Source organism: Pseudomonas sp. Irchel s3f19, from assembly GCF_900187555.1.
Taxonomy (GTDB): domain Bacteria; phylum Pseudomonadota; class Gammaproteobacteria; order Pseudomonadales; family Pseudomonadaceae; genus Aquipseudomonas; species Aquipseudomonas capeferrum.
On the sequence record NZ_FYDW01000003.1, the window covers coordinates 1 to 20,745 of the forward strand.

General features: G+C 63.5%; 21 protein-coding genes and 2 rRNA genes. 16 read left to right on the forward strand and 7 right to left on the reverse strand.

Going from position 1 to position 20,745, the window contains the following annotated elements; translation table 11 throughout:
- The 5 genes from CKW22_RS07925 to CKW22_RS07945 form a co-directional block, all read left to right on the forward strand.
- Positions 1 to 105 (forward strand): 23S ribosomal RNA (locus CKW22_RS07925); the annotation flags it as partial.
- Between the two features lie 133 nt (positions 106 to 238).
- A 5S ribosomal RNA gene (gene rrf, locus CKW22_RS07930) occupies positions 239 to 354 on the forward strand.
- A 150-nt stretch (positions 355 to 504) separates the two neighbouring features.
- Positions 505 to 1,164 (forward strand): paraquat-inducible protein A, encoded by a 660-nt coding sequence (locus CKW22_RS07935; RefSeq protein WP_033701471.1) that lies wholly within the window; start codon positions 505 to 507, stop codon positions 1,162 to 1,164.
- The gene (locus CKW22_RS07940; protein WP_033701470.1) at positions 1,151 to 1,774 is read left to right on the forward strand and encodes a paraquat-inducible protein A; all 624 of its coding nucleotides are present in this window, start codon (positions 1,151 to 1,153) and stop codon (positions 1,772 to 1,774) included. Before CKW22_RS07935 ends, CKW22_RS07940 begins: the two co-directional genes overlap by 14 nt.
- Complete coding sequence (locus CKW22_RS07945) at positions 1,767 to 4,067, forward strand: PqiB family protein (protein WP_047582848.1); 2,301 nt, start codon at positions 1,767 to 1,769, stop codon at positions 4,065 to 4,067. The genes CKW22_RS07940 and CKW22_RS07945 overlap by 8 nt, the downstream gene beginning before the upstream one ends.
- 116 nt (positions 4,068 to 4,183) lie before the next feature.
- Here the strand turns inward: CKW22_RS07945 and rpsT are convergent, their stop codons facing one another.
- On the reverse strand, positions 4,184 to 4,462 hold the full coding sequence (gene rpsT, locus CKW22_RS07950) for a 30S ribosomal protein S20 (RefSeq protein ID WP_003247625.1): 279 nt from the start codon (positions 4,460 to 4,462) through the stop codon (positions 4,184 to 4,186).
- Between the two features lie 248 nt (positions 4,463 to 4,710).
- Here rpsT and murJ point away from each other — a divergent pair, with 248 nt between their 5' ends.
- The 6 genes from murJ to ispH all read left to right on the forward strand — a co-directional run bounded on the left by murJ (position 4,711) and on the right by ispH (position 12,046).
- Positions 4,711 to 6,249 (forward strand): murein biosynthesis integral membrane protein MurJ, encoded by a 1,539-nt coding sequence (gene murJ / locus CKW22_RS07955; protein ID WP_047582844.1) that lies wholly within the window; start codon positions 4,711 to 4,713, stop codon positions 6,247 to 6,249.
- Between the two features lie 118 nt (positions 6,250 to 6,367).
- The gene (ribF, locus tag CKW22_RS07960) at positions 6,368 to 7,318 is read left to right on the forward strand and encodes a bifunctional riboflavin kinase/FAD synthetase (protein ID WP_033701465.1); all 951 of its coding nucleotides are present in this window, start codon (positions 6,368 to 6,370) and stop codon (positions 7,316 to 7,318) included.
- Entirely contained in the window at positions 7,315 to 10,146 is a 2,832-nt protein-coding gene (ileS, locus tag CKW22_RS07965; RefSeq protein WP_033701464.1) for an isoleucine--tRNA ligase, read from the forward strand. Before ribF ends, ileS begins: the two co-directional genes overlap by 4 nt.
- Positions 10,139 to 10,654 carry a signal peptidase II gene (gene lspA, locus CKW22_RS07970; RefSeq protein WP_033701462.1) on the forward strand — a complete coding sequence of 172 codons (516 nt, stop codon included), beginning with the start codon at positions 10,139 to 10,141 and terminating at the stop codon, positions 10,652 to 10,654. Before ileS ends, lspA begins: the two co-directional genes overlap by 8 nt.
- On the forward strand, positions 10,647 to 11,084 hold the full coding sequence (gene fkpB / locus CKW22_RS07975) for an FKBP-type peptidyl-prolyl cis-trans isomerase (RefSeq protein ID WP_033701461.1): 438 nt from the start codon (positions 10,647 to 10,649) through the stop codon (positions 11,082 to 11,084). The genes lspA and fkpB overlap by 8 nt, the downstream gene beginning before the upstream one ends.
- A gap of 14 nt (positions 11,085 to 11,098) precedes the next feature.
- Positions 11,099 to 12,046, forward strand: coding sequence for a 4-hydroxy-3-methylbut-2-enyl diphosphate reductase (ispH, locus tag CKW22_RS07980; RefSeq protein WP_095063975.1), 948 nt, complete (start codon positions 11,099 to 11,101; stop codon positions 12,044 to 12,046).
- Here the strand turns inward: ispH and CKW22_RS07985 are convergent, their stop codons facing one another.
- The gene (locus CKW22_RS07985; RefSeq protein WP_033701458.1) at positions 12,047 to 12,538 is read right to left on the reverse strand and encodes a GspH/FimT family pseudopilin; all 492 of its coding nucleotides are present in this window, start codon (positions 12,536 to 12,538) and stop codon (positions 12,047 to 12,049) included.
- Positions 12,539 to 12,647: 109 nt separating this feature from the next.
- Between CKW22_RS07985 and CKW22_RS07990 the strand changes: the two genes are divergently transcribed.
- From CKW22_RS07990 to thiO, 5 genes are read left to right on the forward strand one after another with little or no spacing between them, the layout of a single operon-like run.
- Positions 12,648 to 12,854 (forward strand): prepilin-type N-terminal cleavage/methylation domain-containing protein, encoded by a 207-nt coding sequence (locus tag CKW22_RS07990; protein ID WP_095063976.1) that lies wholly within the window; start codon positions 12,648 to 12,650, stop codon positions 12,852 to 12,854.
- Entirely contained in the window at positions 12,851 to 13,498 is a 648-nt protein-coding gene (locus CKW22_RS07995; protein WP_095063977.1) for a PilW family protein, read from the forward strand. Before CKW22_RS07990 ends, CKW22_RS07995 begins: the two co-directional genes overlap by 4 nt.
- The gene (locus tag CKW22_RS08000) at positions 13,495 to 13,959 is read left to right on the forward strand and encodes a hypothetical protein (RefSeq protein ID WP_047582841.1); all 465 of its coding nucleotides are present in this window, start codon (positions 13,495 to 13,497) and stop codon (positions 13,957 to 13,959) included. Before CKW22_RS07995 ends, CKW22_RS08000 begins: the two co-directional genes overlap by 4 nt.
- A 1-nt stretch (position 13,960) precedes the next feature.
- Complete coding sequence (locus tag CKW22_RS08005) at positions 13,961 to 14,350, forward strand: type IV pilin protein (protein WP_033701454.1); 390 nt, start codon at positions 13,961 to 13,963, stop codon at positions 14,348 to 14,350.
- Positions 14,351 to 14,405: 55 nt separating this feature from the next.
- On the forward strand, positions 14,406 to 15,503 hold the full coding sequence (gene thiO, locus CKW22_RS08010) for a glycine oxidase ThiO (RefSeq protein ID WP_095063978.1): 1,098 nt from the start codon (positions 14,406 to 14,408) through the stop codon (positions 15,501 to 15,503).
- Positions 15,504 to 15,574: 71 nt separating this feature from the next.
- Here thiO and CKW22_RS08015 read toward each other — a convergent pair whose 3' ends face one another.
- The 5 genes from CKW22_RS08015 to CKW22_RS08035 are packed head-to-tail and all read right to left on the reverse strand — an operon-like array spanning position 15,575 to position 20,743.
- Complete coding sequence (locus tag CKW22_RS08015) at positions 15,575 to 16,984, reverse strand: amidase (protein WP_095063979.1); 1,410 nt, start codon at positions 16,982 to 16,984, stop codon at positions 15,575 to 15,577.
- 1 nt (position 16,985) lies between these two features.
- Positions 16,986 to 18,263, reverse strand: coding sequence for a Zn-dependent hydrolase (locus CKW22_RS08020; RefSeq protein WP_033701450.1), 1,278 nt, complete (start codon positions 18,261 to 18,263; stop codon positions 16,986 to 16,988).
- Between the two features lie 13 nt (positions 18,264 to 18,276).
- Positions 18,277 to 18,972, reverse strand: a complete 696-nt coding sequence (locus CKW22_RS08025; RefSeq protein WP_033701449.1) for an ABC transporter ATP-binding protein — start codon at positions 18,970 to 18,972, stop codon at positions 18,277 to 18,279.
- Positions 18,972 to 19,724 carry an ABC transporter ATP-binding protein gene (locus CKW22_RS08030; protein ID WP_033701448.1) on the reverse strand — a complete coding sequence of 251 codons (753 nt, stop codon included), beginning with the start codon at positions 19,722 to 19,724 and terminating at the stop codon, positions 18,972 to 18,974. Before CKW22_RS08030 ends, CKW22_RS08025 begins: the two co-directional genes overlap by 1 nt.
- Positions 19,724 to 20,743: a branched-chain amino acid ABC transporter permease gene (locus CKW22_RS08035; RefSeq protein WP_047582834.1), complete on the reverse strand. Its 1,020-nt coding sequence runs from the start codon at positions 20,741 to 20,743 to the stop codon at positions 19,724 to 19,726. Before CKW22_RS08035 ends, CKW22_RS08030 begins: the two co-directional genes overlap by 1 nt.
- Between the last annotated feature and the right edge of the window lie 2 nt (positions 20,744 to 20,745).

Here is a 20,745-nt window from a genome sequence, read left to right on the forward strand (position 1 = left end):
AATCCCCTAAAGGGCCGTCGAAGACTACGACGTTGATAGGTTGGGTGTGTAAGCGCTGTGAGGCGTTGAGCTAACCAATACTAATTGCCCGTGAGGCTTGACCATATAACACCCAAGCAATTTGCTCATGCAGATTGCGGTGGTGAAGACGCACGAACCGAAAGTTCGAATGTACATCACAACATCACATATCCGAATTCGCTAGGCTGTCCATCTGGACGTTCTGGCAACAGAATTTCTTGACGACCATAGAGCATTGGAACCACCTGATCCCATCCCGAACTCAGTAGTGAAACGATGCATCGCCGATGGTAGTGTGGGGTCTCCCCATGTGAGAGTAGGTCATCGTCAAGATTCATTTCGCAAAACCCCTATCTGCGCAAGCAGGTAGGGGTTTTGTCTTTGTCTCGCACAAAAACCGGGCTCAAACCGGTCAATAGTCGCCTCCCACATTTCGAGCCAGATCACTAGAATAGAGCCCACGCATCCTTTCAGAAGCTCGATATGCCCAACCCTGTCGAACCCGAAGCACTGGCCCACTTGCCGCTGGACGAACTCGTTGCTTGTCACGAATGCGACCTGTTGCTGCGCAAGCCAGTGCTGCAGCACGATGAAAAAGCCCTGTGCCCGCGCTGCGGCTACGAGCTTTATGCCCACCGGCACAATGTGGTCAACCGCAGCCTGGCCCTGGTACTGACGGCATTGCTGCTTTTTGTGCCGGCCAATTTTTTGCCGATCATGCAGCTGCACCTGCTTGGCCAGACTTCGGACGATACGGTCTGGAGCGGGGTGGTGGGCCTGTACAATTCACAAATGCGCGGCGTGGCCGTGGTGGTCTTCCTGTGCAGCATGGCCATTCCTTTGGCAAAGCTGCTGTGCCAGTTGGCGGTACTGCTGAGCATTCGGCTGGATGTGGGGCGCAGCTATGGCCTGTTGTTCTACCGCATCTATCACCACTTGCGCGACTGGGGCATGCTCGAGGTCTACTTCATGGGCGTGCTGGTTGCGATCGTCAAACTGGTGGACCTGGCTGAACTGACCGTGGGGTTGGGGCTGTTCTGTTTCATCAGTCTGCTATTGATTCAGGTATGGCTCGAAGTGGTGATGTCACCGCATCAGATCTGGAGTGCGCTTTCGGGGGAGGATCTCCATGCGGGCGATTGATGCAGGCATCCTGGTCTGCAATGAGTGTCACCAATTGAACAGACAGGAGGCCGACAGCGCCTCGCAGACGTGCACGCGCTGTGGGGCCATCGTTCATGGCCGTCGACCGAACAGTATCGTGCGTACCTGGGCGTTGCTGATTGCGGCTTCCATTCTGTACATCCCTGCCAACCTGTTGCCGATCATGACCGTCAGCACCCTTGGCCAGGGTAGCCCCGATACCATCATGTCCGGCGTCATTACCCTGCTCAAGCACGGCATGGTGCCCATCGCTGCCGTGGTGTTCATCGCCAGTATTCTGGTACCTACCTTCAAACTGGTGGGTATTGGCTTGCTGCTGTACTCGGTTCAGCGCCGCCAGCCGCTTTCGGCGCGCCAACGGATCCTGATGTACCGCTTTATCGAATTCATTGGGCGCTGGTCCATGCTCGATATCTTCGTCATCGCCATCCTGGTGGCGGTGGTGAATTTCGGGCGAATTGCCAGTGTCGAAGCCAACCTGGGCGCTGTCGCCTTCGCCAGTGTGGTGATTCTGACGATGCTTGCTGCTTTAACTTTCGATCCCCGACTGATTTGGGATAACACGGAGTCGGATGACGACCATGAGTGACCTGCCTACGGCAAAAACCCGCCCAGCTTCGAACTGGTCGGCCATCTGGATCCTACCGCTGATCGCGTTGATGATCGGGGGCTGGCTGGCATGGCAGGCCTACCGTGATGCGGGCGTGGAAATCGAGGTTCGCTTTACCACAGGTGAAGGGATCGTCGCCAACAAGACCGAAGTCATCTACAAGGGCATGCCGGTCGGCAAGGTGACGGCGTTGGTGCTGGATGCCAAGGGTGCCAACCAGGGTGTGATTGCCACCATTGAAATGAACAAGGCAGCCGAGCCGCACCTGACTACCGGCACGCGCTTCTGGCTGGTCAAGCCAAGCGTCAGTCTGGCGGGTATTTCCGGCCTGGAAACCTTGGTCTCGGGTAACTACATCGCCGTCAGCCCTGGCGAAGGGGAGAAGGCCAAGCGCTTCAAGGCCTTGTCTACGGCGCCGCCCTTGTCTGACAGTGAGCCGGGCTTGCACCTGACACTCAAGGCTGAACGGTTGGGTTCGCTCAATCGCGACAGCCCGGTGTTCTACAAGCAGATCCAGGTCGGCCGGGTGAAGAGTTACCGGCTTTCCGATGACCAGGACACCGTCGAGATCAAAGTGTTCATCCAGCCGGCCTACGCCAGCCTGGTGCGCAAACACACGCGTTTCTGGAACGCCAGCGGTATCAGCATCGATGCCAGCCTGTCGGGCGTGAAGGTGCGCAGCGAGTCGCTGTCGAGCATCGTCGCCGGTGGCATCGCCTTCGCGACGCCGGAATACCGCAAGGACAGCCCACCAACCGACCCCAGCCTGCCGTTTCGCCTGTATGAAGACTTCGATGCAGCCCAGGCCGGTATCCGCATCAAGGTCAAGCTGAGTGACTACGAAGGCCTGCAGGCGGGTCGCACGCCGGTGATGTACAAGGGCATCCAGGTCGGCTCGCTGAAAGCGCTGAAGATGGAAGACAACCTGGGCAGCGCCATGGCTGAGCTGACCCTCGACCCACTCACCGAGGACTACCTGGTCGAAGGTACGCAGTTCTGGGTGGTCAAGCCGTCCATCTCGCTGGCGGGCATTACCGGCCTGGAGGCCTTGGTAAAAGGTAACTACATTGCCATTCGCCCCGGGGAGAAGGGCGACAAGCCGCTGCGGGAGTTCGAGGCACGGCCCAAGGCGCCGCCGCTTGACCTGAAGGCGCCGGGCCTGCACATGGTGCTGTTCGCCGATACCCTGGGCTCGCTGGAAATCGGTAGCCCGGTGATGTACCGCCAGGTGAAGGTGGGCAGCGTGCAGAGCTACCAGTTTGCGCGCAACAGCAACCGCATCCTGATCGGTGTGCATATAGAGAAGGAGTACGAGAAGCTGGTGAACGGCTCATCGCGCTTCTGGAATGTCAGTGGCATTACCCTGACCGGTGGGCTGTCGGGCATCAAGATCAAAAGCGAATCCCTACAGACGCTCATGGCGGGCGGTATCGCCTTCGACACGCCAAGGCCCGATGTGGTGCTCAAGCGCCATATTCCACGCTTCCGGCTGCATGAGAGCCAGGAGGCGGTTAACCGGGCGGGTACATTGATCACCATTCGTGTGGACCGAGCCGACGGTTTGAAGCCGGGTACGCCGATTCGCTTCCGTGGCCTGGACGTCGGCAGCATCGAAAGTGTCGACCTGACTGCAGACTTGCAGGCCGTGATGTTGCGGGCACGCATTACCGAAGCGGCGGAGCGTATTGCACGCGTCGGTACGCAATTCTGGGTGGTCAAGCCTGCGTTGGGCCTGGTGCGCACCGAAAACCTCGACACCTTGATTGGTGGGCAGTACCTGGAAGTCCAGCCGGCGGCCAAGGACAAGGGCACCCAGCGCGACTTTATTGCCCTGGCCGATGCCCCGCAGGTTGCAGGGCCGGAAGTTGGCCTGCCGTTGACGCTCAGCGCCCCGCGGCGCGGCTCGATCAAGCCGGGTGTGCCGGTTACTTACCGTGAGGTCGCGGTAGGCAAGGTGACAGGCTTCGAGCTGGGCCAGAGTGCCGACCGCGTGCTGATTCATATCCTTATCGAGCCGCGCTATGCCGCCTTGGTGCGCAGTGGCAGCCGCTTCTGGAACAGCAGCGGGTTTGGTTTCGATTGGGGGCTGTTCAAGGGAGCCACGGTGCGTACCGAATCGCTGGAGACGCTCATCGATGGCGGTATTGCCTTTGCCACGCCGGATGGCGAGCAGATGGGCAACCCGGCGCGGCCGCAGCAGACCTTTGCCCTGTTCGACAAGGCAGAGGATCAGTGGCTGCAGTGGGCGCCGAAGATCCCGATCGCCAAGTGATTCAACAGGAGGGGCGCCCCGGCAAGGGCGCTCCTGCTAGAAGCGCGCGGGTAAACAGTTAGATCGCAGGCAACAAAAAACCGACCCTAGGGTCGGTTTTTTGACAAGCATGTCGCTTAGGCAGCTGCAGCTTCTTTCAGCGCCTTGATGTGGCCATTCAGACGGCCTTTGTGGCGAGCAGCTTTGTTCTTGTGGATGATACCTTTATCGGCCATACGGTCGATTACTGGTACAGCCAGAACGTAAGCGGCTTGCGCTTTTTCAGCGTCTTTTGCGTCGATGGCTTTAACTACATTCTTGATGTAGGTGCGGACCATGGAACGCAGGCTGGCGTTGTGGCTGCGACGCTTCTCAGCCTGTTTTGCACGTTTCTTGGCGGAAGGTGTGTTGGCCACCGTCGAGCTCCTCGAAAGACTTTAGGTAAATAGCAAACAAAATAGGCCGCGAATCATGCCGATCAGTCGAACGGATGTCAAGGCCACCTGCAAGGTTCCGCCGAGCGGTGCGCCAACAAGAGGGAAAGATTCCTTTCTGCTGCGCGACCTGTAAACTCGGGAATTTTGGCTCCCCTGCGAAGGCGCGGGAGTATCGCACATTCGAACGCTCTCTGCAGCGTCCTCTGTCTCTGACGTGAATCTTTTCGATGAATTTGCTGAAATCTCTGGCCGCGGTCAGCTCGATCACCATGATTTCCAGGGTGTTGGGCTTTGTGCGCGACACCATCCTGGCGCGTGTATTTGGTGCCGGCATCGCCACTGATGCCTTCTTCATCGCCTTCAAATTGCCCAACCTGCTGCGACGGATCTTCGCCGAAGGTGCGTTCTCGCAGGCTTTTGTGCCCATCCTGGCCGAGTACAAGACCCAGCAGGGCGATGAGGCGACCCGTACCTTCATTGCCTATGTCAGCGGTCTGCTGACCCTGGTCCTGGCCCTGGTCACCGTCGTTGGCATCCTTGCCGCGCCTTGGGTGGTGTGGGCGACCGCGCCGGGGTTCGTCAACAGTGCCGAAAAATACGCACTCACCACCGACCTGTTGCGGGTGACGTTTCCTTATATATTGCTGATATCGCTGTCGTCCCTGGCGGGGGCGATCCTCAATACCTGGAACCGCTTCTCGGTCCCGGCGTTCACCCCGACCTTGCTGAACGTGGCGATGATCTTTTTCGCCGTGGTGCTCACGCCGTATTTTGACCCGCCGATCATGGCGTTGGGCTGGGGTGTACTGGCGGGCGGCCTGGCCCAGCTGCTGTATCAACTGCCGGCGCTGAAGAAGATCGGCATGCTCGTGCTGCCCCGCCTGAACCTGCGTGACACGGGTGTATGGCGCGTGCTCAAGCAGATGCTGCCGGCGATTCTCGGGGTCTCGGTCAGCCAGATATCGCTGATCATCAACACCATCTTCGCCTCGTTCCTGGTGGCCGGCTCGGTGTCGTGGATGTACTACGCCGATCGGCTCATGGAACTGCCGTCCGGCGTGCTGGGCGTGGCGTTGGGCACCATCCTGCTGCCTACCCTGGCCAAGACTTACGCTAATAAAGACCGCGAAGAGTACTCACGTATCCTCGACTGGGGCCTGCGCCTGTGCTTTTTGCTGGTGTTGCCCTGCACCCTGGCAATGGCCATCCTCGCCGAGCCGCTGACCGTGGCGCTGTTCCAGTACGGCAAGTTCAGCGCGTTCGATGCGGCCATGACCCAGCGCGCCCTGGTTGCCTATTCTGTGGGCCTGTTGGCGATCATTCTGGTCAAGGTACTGGCACCCGGCTTCTATGCGCAGCAGAATATCCGCACGCCGGTGAAGATCGCGGTGTTCACGCTGGTCTGCACCCAATTGTTGAACCTGGCCCTGGTCGGCCCGCTGGCACATGCCGGGCTGGCCCTGGCGATCAGCCTTGGGGCCTGCCTGAATGCCGGCCTGCTGTTCTGGAAGCTGCGCAGCCAAGGGCTGTTCGAACCGCAACCCGGATGGACCAGGTTCCTGTTCAAACTGGTGTTGGCAGTGACATTGATGTCGGCGGTATTGCTGGCGGGCATGCACTATATGCCGGCCTGGGAGCAGGGTGGCATGCTCGAGCGCTTCGTGCGTCTCGGGGCGTTGATCCTGGCAGGTATCGTCACGTATTTCGGCTGCCTGTACCTGTGCGGCTTCCGGCCTCGGCATTTCGCCCGCAAGGCCCTGCACTGAAGCCAAGCGCACGTCAGGCGTCGGTTTTTCGCATTCCACGCCACCCCCGGGCGCTGCTGCCTGTCACCGGCGCCCGGGTGTGGTTATAATCGGCCACTTTATGAGCAAGAAGCGCGTTATGCAGCTGGTTCGAGGTCTTCACAACCTGCGCCCCGAGCACCGGGGCTGTGTCGCCACCATTGGCAACTTCGACGGGGTTCACCGCGGCCACCAGGCAATCCTGGCGCGTTTGCGCGAGCGTGGCCAAGCACTTGGCCTGCCGACCTGCGTGGTGATCTTCGAGCCACAGCCGCGCGAATACTTTGCCCCCGATACCGCGCCGGCGCGCTTGGCGCGGCTGCGCGACAAAATCGAGCTGCTGGCTGCCGAAGGCATCGACCGGGTGTTGTGCCTGGCGTTCAATCAGCGCCTGAGCAAACTCAGCGCCGATGAATTCGTCAAAGCCATCCTGGTGGACGGCCTGGGCGTGCGTCACCTCGAAGTGGGCGACGACTTCCGCTTCGGCTGCGACCGCGCGGGCGATTTCGCCTTCCTGGTCGAGGCGGGCGACAAGTATGGGTTTACCGTCGAAGCCGCCAACACCGTAATCCAGGACGGCCTGCGGGTCAGCAGCACCGAAGTGCGCAAGGCCCTGGCCGAAGGTAACTTCGAGTTGGCCGAGCACTTGCTGGGCCGCCCGTACCGCATCACTGGCCGGGTCTTGCACGGCCAGAAACTGGCGCGCCAACTCGGCACGCCCACCGCCAACATCCAGCTCAAGCGCCGCCGCGTGCCGCTGTCCGGGGTTTACCTGGCCAGCATCGAAATCGACGGCAAGGCCTGGCCGGGTGTCGGCAATATCGGCGTGCGCCCCACCGTTGCCGGTGATGGGCGCCCGCACCTGGAGATTCATCTTCTGGATTATGCCGGCGACCTGTATGGCCGGCGTCTGACGGTGGAGTTCCACCACAAGCTGCGTGAAGAGCAGCGATTCGCCTCCCTTGAGGCGCTGAAGTCGGCGATCGACGCGGACATCGCCGCCGCACGTGCACATTGGCACGCTCAACCGCTAACGAAGAGCCTGAAATGACCGACTACAAAGCCACGCTAAACCTTCCGGACACCGCCTTCCCGATGAAGGCCGGCCTGCCTCAGCGCGAACCGCAGATTCTGCAGCGCTGGGACAGCATTGGCCTGTACCAGAAGCTGCGCGAAATTGGCAAGGATCGTCCGAAGTTCGTCCTGCACGACGGCCCGCCCTATGCCAACGGCAAGATCCACATCGGTCATGCGCTGAACAAGATCCTCAAGGACATGATCGTCCGTTCCAAGACCATGGCGGGCTTCGATGCGCCGTACGTGCCGGGCTGGGACTGTCATGGCCTGCCGATCGAACACAAGGTCGAAGTCACCCACGGCAAGCACCTGTCTGCCGACCGCACCCGTGAACTGTGCCGTGAGTACGCCGCCGAGCAGATCGAAGGGCAGAAGACCGAGTTCATCCGCCTGGGTGTGCTGGGCGACTGGGACAACCCCTACAAGACCATGAACTTCGCCAACGAGGCCGGCGAAATCCGTGCCCTGGCCGAGATGGTCAAGCAAGGCTTCGTGTTCAAGGGCCTCAAGCCTGTGAACTGGTGCTTCGATTGCGGTTCGGCACTGGCCGAAGCCGAGGTCGAATACGCCGACAAGAAATCCCAGACCATCGACGTGGCCTTCCCGGCCGCCGATGCCGACAAGCTGGCCGCTGCCTTTGGCCTGGCCTCGCTGGCCAAGCCCGCCGCCATCGTGATCTGGACCACCACCCCGTGGACTATCCCGGCCAACCAGGCGCTGAACATCCACCCGGAGTTCAAGTACGCCCTGGTCGACACCGGCGAGCGCCTGCTGGTACTGGCCGAAGAGCTGGTCGAGGCGTGCCTCAAGCGTTACAACCTGGAAGGCTCGGTCATCGCCACCGCCCAGGGTTCGGCCCTGGAGCTGGTCAACTTCCGCCACCCGTTCTACGACCGCCTGTCGCCGATCTACCTGGCCGACTACGTCGAGCTGGGCGCCGGTACCGGTGTGGTTCACTCCGCGCCAGCCTACGGTGAAGACGACTTCGTCACCTGCAAGCGCTACGGCATGGTCAACGACGACATCCTCACGCCGGTGCAGAGCAATGGCGTGTACGTCGAGTCGCTGGACTTCTTCGGCGGCCAGTTCATCTGGAAGGCCAACCCGGCCATCGTCGAGAAGCTGAGCGAAGTCGGCGCGCTGATGCACACCGAAACCATCAGCCACAGCTACATGCACTGCTGGCGCCACAAGACCCCGCTGATCTACCGCGCCACCGCGCAGTGGTTCGTCGGCATGGACAAGCAGCCAAGCACCGGCGAGCCGCTGCGTGAGCGCGCGCTCAAGGCCATCGAAGAAACCAAGTTCGTCCCGGCCTGGGGCCAGGCGCGCCTGCACTCGATGATCGCCAACCGCCCGGACTGGTGCATCTCGCGTCAGCGCAACTGGGGTGTGCCGATCCCGTTCTTCCTGCACAAGCAGACCGGCGAGCTGCACCCGCGCACCGTCGAGCTGATGGAAGCCGTGGCCAAGCGCGTCGAGCAAGAGGGCATCGAGGCCTGGTTCAAGCTGGACGCCGCCGAACTGCTCGGTGACGAAGCCGGCCAGTACGACAAGATCACCGACACCCTGGACGTGTGGTTCGACTCTGGCACCACCCATTGGCACGTGCTGCGGGGTTCGCACGACATCGGCCACGCCACCGGCCCGGTCGCCGACCTGTACCTGGAAGGTTCCGACCAGCACCGTGGCTGGTTCCACTCCTCGTTGCTGACCGGTTGCGCCATCGACAACCACGCGCCGTACCGCGAGCTGCTGACCCACGGCTTCACCGTGGACGAAAACGGCCGCAAGATGTCCAAGTCGCTGGGCAACACCATCGAGCCGGAGAAGGTCAACAACACCCTGGGTGCCGACATCCTGCGCCTGTGGGTTTCGGCCACCGACTACTCGGGTGAGATGGCGGTTTCCGAGCAGATCCTGCAGCGCAGTGCCGACGCCTACCGGCGTATTCGCAACACCGCGCGCTTCCTGCTTTCCAACCTGTCGGGCTTCGACCCGGCCCGCGACCTGCTGGCCCCCGAGGACATGCTGGCCCTGGACCGTTGGGCAGTGGACCGCACGCTGCTGCTGCAGCGCGAGCTGGAAGAGCACTACAGCGAGTACCGTTTCTGGAACGTCTACTCGAAGATCCACAACTTCTGCGTGCAGGAGCTGGGTGGCTTCTACCTCGACATCATCAAGGACCGCCAGTACACCACCGGCGCCAACAGTGTTGCCCGTCGTTCGTGCCAGTCGGCGCTGTACCACATCAGCGAGGCGCTGGTGCGCTGGATCGCACCGATCCTGGCCTTCACCGCTGACGAAATCTGGCAGTACCTGCCGGGCGAGCGCAACGAGTCGGTGATGCTCAACGGCTGGTACCAGGGCCTGAGCGAGCTGCCGGAAGGCACCGAGCTGGACCGTGCCTACTGGGATCGCGTCATGGCGGTCAAGGCGTCGGTCAACAAGGAGCTGGAAAACCAGCGTACTGCCAAGGTCATCGGCGGCAACCTGCAGGCCGAAGTCACCCTGTACGCCGACGAAGGCCTGAGCGCCGACTTGAGCAAGCTGGGCGACGAGCTGCGCTTCGTGCTGATCACCTCGGCTGCGAGCGTGGTGCCGTTCGTGCAGGCACCGGCTGACGCCGTGGCTACCGAAGTCGAAGGCCTCAAGCTGAAAGTGGTGAAGTCCGGCCATGCCAAGTGCGGCCGTTGCTGGCACTTCCGCGCCGACGTCGGCAGCCACCCGGAGCACCCGGAAATCTGCAGCCGTTGCGTCGATAACCTGACCGGTTCGGGCGAGGTGCGTCACTATGCCTAACCCGGCAGTGGGGCGCTTCGGGCGCCTTGCATGGCTTTGGCTGAGCTTGCTGGTCCTGGTCCTCGACCAGGCCACCAAGCTGTATTTCAACAACGCCTTGAGCATGTACCAGCAGATTGTGGTCATCCCTGACTACTTCAGCTGGACCTTGGCCTACAACACCGGCGCCGCTTTCAGCTTCCTCGCTGATGGCGCTGGCTGGCAGCGCTGGCTGTTCGCCCTGATCGCCGTGGTGGTCAGTGCCGTACTGGTGGTGTGGCTCAAGCGCCTGGGGCGCAACGAAACCTGGCTGGCCGTGGCGCTGGCGCTGGTGCTGGGTGGCGCAATTGGCAACCTGTACGACCGCGTCGTGCTGGGCCATGTGGTCGACTTCATCCTGGTGCACTGGCAAAACCGCCATTACTTCCCGGCCTTCAACGTGGCCGACAGCGCCATCACCGTTGGTGCGGTGATGCTGGCGCTGGATATGTTCAAGAGCAAGAAGTCCGAGGATCCGGTCCATGACTGACACCCGTATCGGCCAGAACACCGAAGTCACCCTGCACTTCGCACTGCACCTGGAAAACGGCGACACCGTCGACAGCACGTTCGACAAGTCGCCTGCCGTGTTCAAGGTAGGTGACGGCAACCTGCTGCCAGGTTTCGAAGCCGCGTTGTTCGGCTTCAAGGCCGGCGACAAGCGCACCGTCACCGTGGCCCCGGAAAACGCCTTCGGCCAGCCGAACCCGCAGAATGTGCAAATCATGCCGCGTTCGCAGTTCACCGACATGGAGTTGTCCGAAGGCCTGCTGGTGATCTTCAACGACGCCGCAAACGCCGAGCTGCCGGGCGTGGTCAAAGCTTTCGATGACGCGCAGGTGACCATCGACTTCAATCACCCACTGGCTGGCAAGACCCTGAGCTTCGAGGTGCAGATCCTCGACGTGAAGGCCTTGTAAGCCTGGAGCCGAGCATGCAAATCAAACTCGCCAACCCTCGCGGTTTTTGCGCGGGGGTCGACCGGGCGATCGAGATCGTCAACCGTGCCCTGGAAGTCTTCGGCCCGCCGATCTACGTGCGCCATGAAGTGGTGCACAACAAGTTCGTGGTCGAAGACCTGCGCAACCGCGGTGCCATCTTCGTCGAAGAGCTGGACCAGGTGCCGGATGACGTCATCGTCATCTTCAGTGCCCATGGTGTTTCCCAGTCCGTGCGCCAGGAAGCCGCTGGGCGTGGCCTGAAGGTGTTCGACGCCACCTGCCCGTTGGTGACCAAGGTGCACATCGAAGTCGCCAAGTACAGCCGCGACGGCCGTGAGTGCATTCTCATCGGCCACGAGGGGCACCCGGAAGTCGAAGGCACCATGGGGCAATACGACGCCAGCAACGGCGGCGCCATCTACCTTGTCGAAGACGAGGACGATGTCGCCAAGCTGCAGGTGCGCGACCCGGACCACCTGGCCTTCGTCACCCAGACCACGCTGTCGATGGATGACACCAGCCGTGTCATCGATGCCCTGCGTGCGCGCTTCCCGAACATCGGTGGGCCGCGCAAGGACGACATCTGCTACGCCACCCAGAACCGCCAGGATGCGGTCAAGCAACTGGCCGGTGAGTGTGATGTGGTGCTGGTGGTCGGTAGCCCGAACAGCTCCAACTCCAACCGCCTGCGTGAACTGGCTGAGCGCATGAGCACCCCGGCCTATCTGATCGACGGTGCCGAGGACCTGCAACGTGCCTGGTTCGATGACGCAGCCCGCATCGGCATCACAGCGGGTGCTTCGGCCCCTGAAGTGCTGGTGCGCGGTGTGATCGAGCAGCTCAAGGCCTGGGGCGCCACCGGCGCAGAAGAGCTGGATGGGCGCGAGGAGAACATCACCTTCTCCATGCCCAAAGAGCTACGGGTTCGCTCGCTGATCTGATCAGGAACCTGCGCACAAGGGCTCAAACAGTTCATCTGTGCGCAGGCTGAGCCTGCCGCTGGTCGCCAGTACCACCCGGTACTGGCTGGCCGCTGCGCCAGCCTGGCAGATATGCAATGTGCCACCTAGCAAGTTGGCGTTGCGCCCCTGCGGCACGCCCAATGCGCTGAACTTCACCTGCTCTGCGGTATTCGCGACAATCCTCAGAGGCCTTACCAGGCGCTGCTCGCGTAGAACCTGCTGATTGTGCGCTAGCATCACGCGCCAGCCCTTGCCCCAATCACTTTCCAACGGCAGCACCAGCACCGCCTGGCCTTGCAGCAACGCGTGGCTGCGCGCGCTGCGCAATGCTTGCACCAGGTCGCGCGCTGCGGCTGCCCTGTGTAAGTCGTCGGAGAGGCCGTTGTAGGCCGGCATCCCCAGTTGTATCAGAACGGCCGCCATGGCCAGCGCCAACATCATTTGTATCAGTGTTGCACCCTGTTGCCGCACCGTGCATTTCTCCCTGGAAGTGCTTCGCTTCAGCTTCAAGGTCGCCGGGCAATTGATCCAGTCGCCCAGTGAGTAATCAGTTGCAGGAAAAGTCGCAGGGGGCGCAGGGATGCGAGCGATGGAAGGGGGCATGACGCTGCTCGAGGTATTACTGGCCATGGTGGTGGTGGCGGTGGGCATGTTTGCCGCTGGCGCCTTGCAGGTGCGCGCACTGCAGGCAACCGACAGTGCGCGGCACGACGCGCAGGCCGCCTTGTTGGCGCACACCCGGCAGGAACGGGCCAGGGCCGCAGGCGAGCCGACGGCGCAGCCATGAGCCGCACACAAGGCGGCTTCGGTTTGATCGAGGGGGTGCTGGCGCTCGCCATCGGTTTGCTGCTGCTGGCAGCGGCCAGCCAATTGTTCGTGTCTGCCCATGACACTTGGCGCCTGCAGGGCGCGGCCGCACGCTTGCAGGCTGATGCCCGCCTGGCGTTGCAGCGCATGGCCCAAGACATTCGCATGGCCGGCATGTTCGGCTGCCTGCGCCTGCAGCCCGACGACTTCACCGACCCGCTAACCCTTCAAGCCTTCGCCCAGCCCCTGCAGGTGGGCGCGAACAGCCTGAGCCTGGTAGTGGCCGAGCTGCCCGGGCACACCGGTGCCCCGGACTGGACGCTGCTGACCAACTGCATCGACGAGGCTCACGTGCACAGCGGGCGAGTTGATGGCAGCCAGCACCCCTTGGCAATCCCCATAAGCCAGTACCTCTATGTGCAGGATGGCACGACCTTGCGGTTCCGGCGGCGAGGGGCTAGCCAGCCGCTGGTCGACCATGTGCGTGAGATGCGTGTGGCGTTTGTCGAGGCGCCGCAAGGTGGGCGGGTGGATGTGCACCTGACGCTGTTCGAGCCCACCCTGGGTATCGAGCAGCAGCATGCCTTGAGCGTGGCGCTGCGCAATCCGCTGGCCGGCCCATGAAGCGCCAGCGCGGTGTGGTGTTGCTGTTGGCACTGGTGCTGAGCTTGCTGCTTGGCTTGCTTGCGGCCTCGGCCCTGCGCGATGCGCTGGTGGAGACCCGCATGGCTGGCTTGTGGCGTGACGGTTTCGAGGCACTCGAGCAAGCCGAGCAGGCATTGCTGGCAGGTGCCGCCCAGCTACAACTGTCACCGCCCCCAGCGTGCCAGCCCTGCCAACCACCACCGCGGCCGCATGACTTGCAGGGCAACTGGCAGGGCACCGCAAGCGGCTTCTTCCAGGTGCAGAACCTTGGCCAAAGTGACCGTGCCGCGCACCTGCCCGAGGGCCAGCAGGCCACCTTGTTCAGGGTGACCGCCGTCAGCCGGCAAGCCCGGTCGCGCCATGTACTGGAAGCGGTTTATGCGCTGTCAGGTGATGAGGTGCGGCGCATCCTTTGGCGGCAGCGATTGAGGGAACCCTGACATGCAGCAAGGCCTGAGCCTTATCGAGTTGTTGATTGTCGTGGCCGTGACCGGCATTCTGGCAGCCATTGCCTACCCCAGTTACAGCGAGCAGCTTCGGCGCGCCGCACGCAGCGAAGTGGTCGGTCTGCTGCAGGATGCCGCCCTACGCCTGGAGCGCCATCGCGTTCGCACCGGCCAATACGCCGAAGGCGACCCGGCACTGCCCAGCGGCAACCGTTACTACAGCCTGCACGCCCAGCGCGACAGCGACACCTTCTTGTTGCTCGCCCGCAGGCTGCCGCATGGGCTGATGGCGCAGGACCGCTGCGGTGACTTTCAGCTCGATCATGCAGGCGTGCACAGCAACCTGGGCAGCCTGGACAGCAGCGAGCAGTGCTGGGGAAGCTGAAGCATGAATGGTGCCCGGTGCATCGCGGTTTTACTTCAGGTGTTTGGATCGACGGATGAGCAAGCAAGTAGTGGTGGTCGGCGGCGGGGTTATCGGCCTGCTGACGGCGTTCAACCTGGCGGCGCACGTCGGGCAGGTGGTGGTGTGTGACCAGGGCGAGGTCGGGCGAGAGTCGTCCTGGGCGGGCGGCGGCATCGTCTCGCCGCTGTACCCTTGGCGCTACAGCCCGGCAGTGACCGCCCTCGCGCATTGGTCGCAGGACTTCTACCCACAGCTGGGCGAGCACCTGTTCGCCAGCACGGGTATTGACCCAGAAGTCCACACCACCGGCTTGTACTGGCTCGATCTGGACGACGAGGCCGAAGCGCTGGCCTGGGCGGCACGCGAGGGGCGGCCACTGAGTGCCGTGGATATCTCGGCGGCCTATGACGCGGTGCCGATACTGGGCCCGGGCTTCAAGCACGCCATCTACATGGCGGGCGTGGCCAACGTGCGTAACCCGCGGCTGGTCAAGTCGCTGAAGGCTGCATTGCTGGCATTGCCCAACGTGACCTTGCGCGAGCACTGCCAGATCACCGGCTTTGTTCAGGACGCTGGGCGCGTGACTGGCGTGCAGACGGCGGACGGTGTGCTGCAGGCCGATGACGTGGTGCTCAGTGCTGGCGCCTGGAGTGGCGACCTGCTGCGCACGCTTGGCCTTGAGCTGCCGGTGGCGCCGGTGAAGGGGCAGATGATTCTGTTCAAGTGCGCCGAGGACTTCTTGCCGAGCATGGTGCTGGCCAAGGGGCGCTATGCGATCCCGCGCCGTGACGGGCACATTCTGGTGGGCAGCACGCTGGAGCATGCCGGCTACGACAAGACCCCGACCGAGGAGGCGCTGGCGAGCCTCAAGGCTTCGGCGCTAGAGCTGTTGCCGCAGCTCAAGGATGCCTCGGTGGTCGGGCATTGGGCGGGGCTGCGGCCGGGGTCGCCTGAAGGTATCCCGTATATTGGGCCGGTGCCGGGGCATGACGGGTTGTGGTTGAACTGCGGGCATTACCGTAATGGGTTGGTGCTGGCGCCGGCTTCGTGCCAGTTGTTTACTGACTTGCTGACGGGGGGGGCGCCGATCATTGATCCGGCGCCGTATGCGCCGGCGGGGCGTTTGGGCTGAGATTGCCGGGCCCGCTTTGCGGGCCTTTCGCGACGCAAGGCCGCTCCTACAGGGGCGGGATCATTCAGCTTTCACGCCACTATCGGCGCCTGCAAATGCCGGCTCGGATAGTGCTGCTCATACACCTTGCACACCCGCAGCACCTGCTCATCGGCAAACCGCCCGGCGACCACCTGCAACCCCACTGGCAACCCTTCGCGGGTAAACCCGCACGGCACCGAGGCCGCCGGTTGCTGGGTCAAGTTGAACGGGTAGCTGAACGGCGTCCATTCCATCCACTGCGCCATCCCCGAACCGGGCGGCACGTCATGCCCCGCCTCGAACGCCACCCGTGGCAGCATCGGTGACACCAGCACGTCGTAACGCTGGTGAAAGGCATTCATCCGCGCAATCAGCTCAGCCCGTGCTTCCAGCGCTTGGGTGTACTCGCTCAGGCCAACCCGCGCCCCTTGCTCGGCTATCCCGCGCAGCCCTGGGTCGAGCAGTGCCCGCTGTTCATCGCCAAAGGCACTGGCCAGCCGCGCCGCGCCGGCGAACCACAGGGTATTGAAGGTTTCCAGCGGGTCAGCAAAGCCCGGGTCGACTTCCTCCACCTGCGCCCCCAGCCGGGCCAAGCGTTGCACCGCTTGCGCGACCAGTGCCTGAACCTGCGGGTCGACCTGCACGTAGCCGAAGTCGGCGCTGAAGGCGATGCGCAAACCGCTGAGGTCCTGGCCCTCGCCCAGCCATGGTGCCTGCCGGGGTGCCCCGGCCAGCCCGTCGCGGGCATCCGGGCGGGCTACGCAGTCGAGCATCAGCACTGCGTCGTCGACAGTCCGGGTCATTGGCCCGAGGTGCGACAGCACGGTCATGGCGCTGGCCGGCCATTGCGGCACGTAGCCGAAAGTGGGCTTGATGCCGAAGGTGCCGGTAAAGGCACAAGGAATACGGATCGAGCCACCGGCATCACTGCCCTGGTGTAGCACGCCCAGGTTCAGCGCTGCCGCCGCCGCCGCGCCGCCGGAGGAGCCACCTGCCGTCAGGCGGATATCCCAGGGGTTGCGGGTGATGCCGTAAAGCGGGTTGTCGGTTACCCCCTTCCAGCCAAACTCCGGCGTCGTGGTCTTGCCGATCAGCACCGCACCGGCTTCGCGCATGAATGCAGTGAAGGGCGCATCGACGTCCCACGGGCCTGCGCCGCTGGTGGTGCGGGAACCCTTGCGCGTGGGCATGCCACGGGTCAGGGTCAGGTCCTTGATCGACGCGGGCACACCGTCCAGGCGGCCACAGGGTTCGCCGCGTTGCCAGCGTTGTTCGCTGGCGCGGGCGGCGGCGCGGGCGCCTTCACCGTCCACGTGGCAGTAGGCGTTGACCGCTGGGTTGTGCTGGTCGATGCGCGCCAGTACATCGTCGATCACCTCGACCGGCGACAGCTGCCGGCGCTGGTACAGTTCAAGCAGTTCGACGGCGGTGAATTCGCCGATGGCAGTCTTGCTGGTCATCTCAATGCGCTCCCTGATTGGCGGCCTGGAACATGGCGCGCAGCAATACGTCGCAGCCGTCGGCCAGGTCCTGGGGCGCGGCGTTTTCGATTTCGTTGTGGCTGATGCCGCCTTCGCACGGCACGAAAATCATCCCGGCCGGTCCCAACTCGGCCAGGAAGATGGCGTCGTGGCCGGCGCCGCTGACGATGTCCATATGGCTCAGGCCCAGCTCGCGTGCACCCTGGCGCACGGCATCGACGCACTGTTCGGCGAAGTACAGGGGCGGGAAGTCGGCCGTCGGCGTCAGTTCGAAACGCAGCCCGTGCCGTGCCGAGCTGGCTTCGATCACCTCCCGTACCTCGGCGACCATGGCGGCCAGGTGGGTGGGGTCGAGGTGGCGCAGGTCAAGGGTCATGTGCACCTGGCCCGGGATCACATTGCGCGACCCCGGGTGCAGGGTCAGGCAGCCCACCGTGCCGCAGGCATGCGGCTGATGGGCGTGGGCCACACGGTTGACCGCCGCGACCACTTCAGCGGCGCCAACCAGCGCGTCCTTGCGCAGGTGCATCGGGGTGGGCCCGGCGTGGGCTTCGACGCCCGTCAGCACCAGGTCGAACCATTTCTGCCCCAGGCAGCCCTGGACCACGCCGATGGTGGTGCGCTGGTCTTCCAGCACCGGGCCCTGTTCGATGTGCGCTTCGAAATAGGCGCCCACGGCATGCCCGGTGGGCACGCGCGGGCCGGCATAGCCGATACGGGCCAGCTCGGCACCTACCGACAAGCCCTGCTCATCGACCTTGTCCAAGGTGTCCTGCAGGCCGAACTTACCGGCGAACACCCCCGAGCCCATCATGCACGGCGGGAAGCGCGAACCTTCCTCGTTGGTCCACACCACCACTTCCAGGGGCGCCTCGGTGGTCAGTTGCAGGTCGTTGAGGGTGCGGATCACCTCCAGCCCGGCCATTACCCCGTAGCAACCGTCGAACTTGCCGCCGGTAGGCTGAGTGTCGATATGGCTGCCGGTCATGACCGGCGGCAAGGCCGGGTTTCGCCCTGGGCGGCGGGCAAAGATGTTGCCGATGGCGTCGATGCTGACGGTGCAGCCGGCCTCGGTGCACCAGCGCACGAACAGGTCGCGGGCCTGGCGGTCGAGGTCGGTCAGCGCCAGGCGGCACACGCCACCCTTGGCGGTGGCGCCGAGTTGGGCCAGGTCCATCAATGATTGCCAGAGGCGCTCGCGGCTGACCTGTGCGCCTTGGCCGAGCAGGTGCTGCGAGGGGTCGATGCGGGTATTCATGGGCATTCTCCTTTCAGGCGCTCAGGGCCAGGTAGCGGTTCTTGATGCTTGGGTCGTCGCGGAACTGCGCGGCGCTGCCCTGGTAGGCCACACGGCCTTGTTCGAGTACGTAGTGGCGGTCGGCGAGGGCGTCGCAGACCATCAGGTTCTGCTCCACCAGCAGGATCGACAGGCCTTCACCCTTGATCCGCCGCAGGATCTTCACCAACTCGTCGACAATCACCGGGGCCAGGCCTTCGGTGGGCTCATCGAGAATCAGCAGCTTGGGGCCGTTGAGCAGGGCGCGGGCGATGGCCAGCATCTGCTGCTCACCGCCAGAGAGGGCGAAGCCGCCGTTGCGCCGCCGCTCTTTAAGGCGCGGGAACATGCTGTAGACGTCATCGAGCTGCCAACGGCTGCCCTTGCGCACGGCGATCTTCAGGTTCTCTTCGACGCTGAGCTGGCGGAAGATGCCGCGATGCTCGGGTACCAGGGCGATGCCCTGGCGGGCAATGTCGAAGATTTCGCGGCCGACCAGTTGCTGGCCGTCGAAACTGATCTGCCCCTGACGAGGGCGCACGATGCCGAGGATGCTGCGCAAGGTGGTGGTCTTGCCGGCGCCGTTACGGCCCAGCAAGGTCACCAGCTCGCCGTCCCCGACCTGTAGCGAAACCCCTTCGAGCACGTGGCTTTTGTCGTAGTACGAATGGATCGATTCGACGTTGAGCATCAGGCGGCCTCTCCAAGGTAGGCGGTGCGCACGCGCTCGTCGTTGCGCACCTGTTCCGGGGTGCCCTCGACCAGGATCTGGCCGTGGCTCATGACGGTAATGCGCTGGCTGATCGACATGACGATGCTCATGTTGTGCTCGATCAGTAGCACGGTATGGTCGCGGCCCAGGTCGCTGATCAGGTCGGTCATCACCGGGATATCGTCGATGCCCATGCCCGAGGTGGGCTCATCGAGCATCAGCAGGGTCGGTTTGGCACAGATCGACATGCCCACTTCCAGTACCCGCTGCTGGCCGTGCGACAGCTCGCCGGCCAGGGTCTCGGCGCGGGCCGTGAGCTTCAGGCGTTCGAGCACCTGGTCGGCGGTGTTCCAGTGGCTGCGCTTGTGCTCCACGCTGCGCCAGAAGTTCAGCGCGCCCAGGCCGTCGCGGCCCTGGGCGGCCAGGCGCAGGTTTTCGCGCACCGACAGGTTCTGGAACAGGCTGGTGAGCTGGAACGAGCGCGCCATGCCCAGTGCCACCCGGCCGTGGGACGGCTTGCGGATGATGTCGCGGTCGTTGAAGAGGATCTTGCCCGCGGTGGCCTGGCGCTCGCCGGTCAAGCAGTGGAACAGGCTGGTCTTGCCGGCGCCGTTGGGGCCGATGACGGTGTGGATGGTGCCGGCGCGGACTTTCAGGTCGACGCCTGCAACCGCCTTGAACGGCCCGTAGGCCAGCTCCAGGTTGCGGGTTTCCAGCAGGTAATCGCTCATCACAAGGTCTCCTTGGTCTTGGCCGGGGCCTTGTCATCGGCCGTACGCGACGCCAGCAAGCGCTTGCCGAGTGCCGCCAGCCCGCCCCACAAACCACCGCGCATGAACACCACCACCAGGATCAGGATCGCCCCCAGCAGCATCAGCCAGCGTGGCCACAGCTCCGACAGCACATCGCCCAGCACCACGATGGCGCCAGCCCCCAGCAGCGAGCCGAACAGCGAGCCGGTGCCGCCGACGATGGTCATGATCAGGATGTTTTCGCTCATCATCAGGTCGATGTTCGACAGCGGTGCGAAGTGCAGCAGCATCGCGTACAGCGCCCCGGCGATGCCGGTGATGGCGCCAGACAGCATGAACACCAGGATCTTGAAGTGGCGCGTGTCGTAGCCGATGGCGGCGGCGCGGGTTTCGTTCTCGCGGATCGCCAGCAGGGTGCTGCCGAACGGCGAACGGATCACCCGCAGGGCACCGGCGAAGATCAGCAGGAACAGCACCGCGACGAACACATAGAAGTGCCGAGGGTCGGCTAGGTCGACCAGCACGTGGCCGGCGATTTCGATGTTGGGCCGCGGCACGTCGAGCAGGCCGTTGTCACCGCCGGTCCAGCCGCTGAGGGTGTAGGCCAGGAAGTAGGCCATCTGGCTGAACGCCAGGGTCAGCATGACGAAGTAGATGCCTGTGCGGCGGATGGCCAGGGCGCCCACCAACAGCGCCAAGAAGGCACCGAACACCGCTGCGCCGAACAAGGCGCCGAGCATGCCCCACTTCAGGTGGATCATCAGCAGCGCCGCACCATAGGCGCCCACGCCGAAGAAGATGCCCTGGCCGAACGACAACAGGCCGGTGTAGCCGAGCAGCAGGTTGCAGGCCAGCGCCGCCAAGGCAAAGATCAGGATCTCGGTGGCCAGGGTGGCTGACGGCAAGATCAGCGGCAACGCCACCAGGCTGGCGAGTACCAGCAACAGCAGGGCAGGCGTGCGGCCAAGGCCCAGGGGCAATGCAGTTTTATTGCTCATCG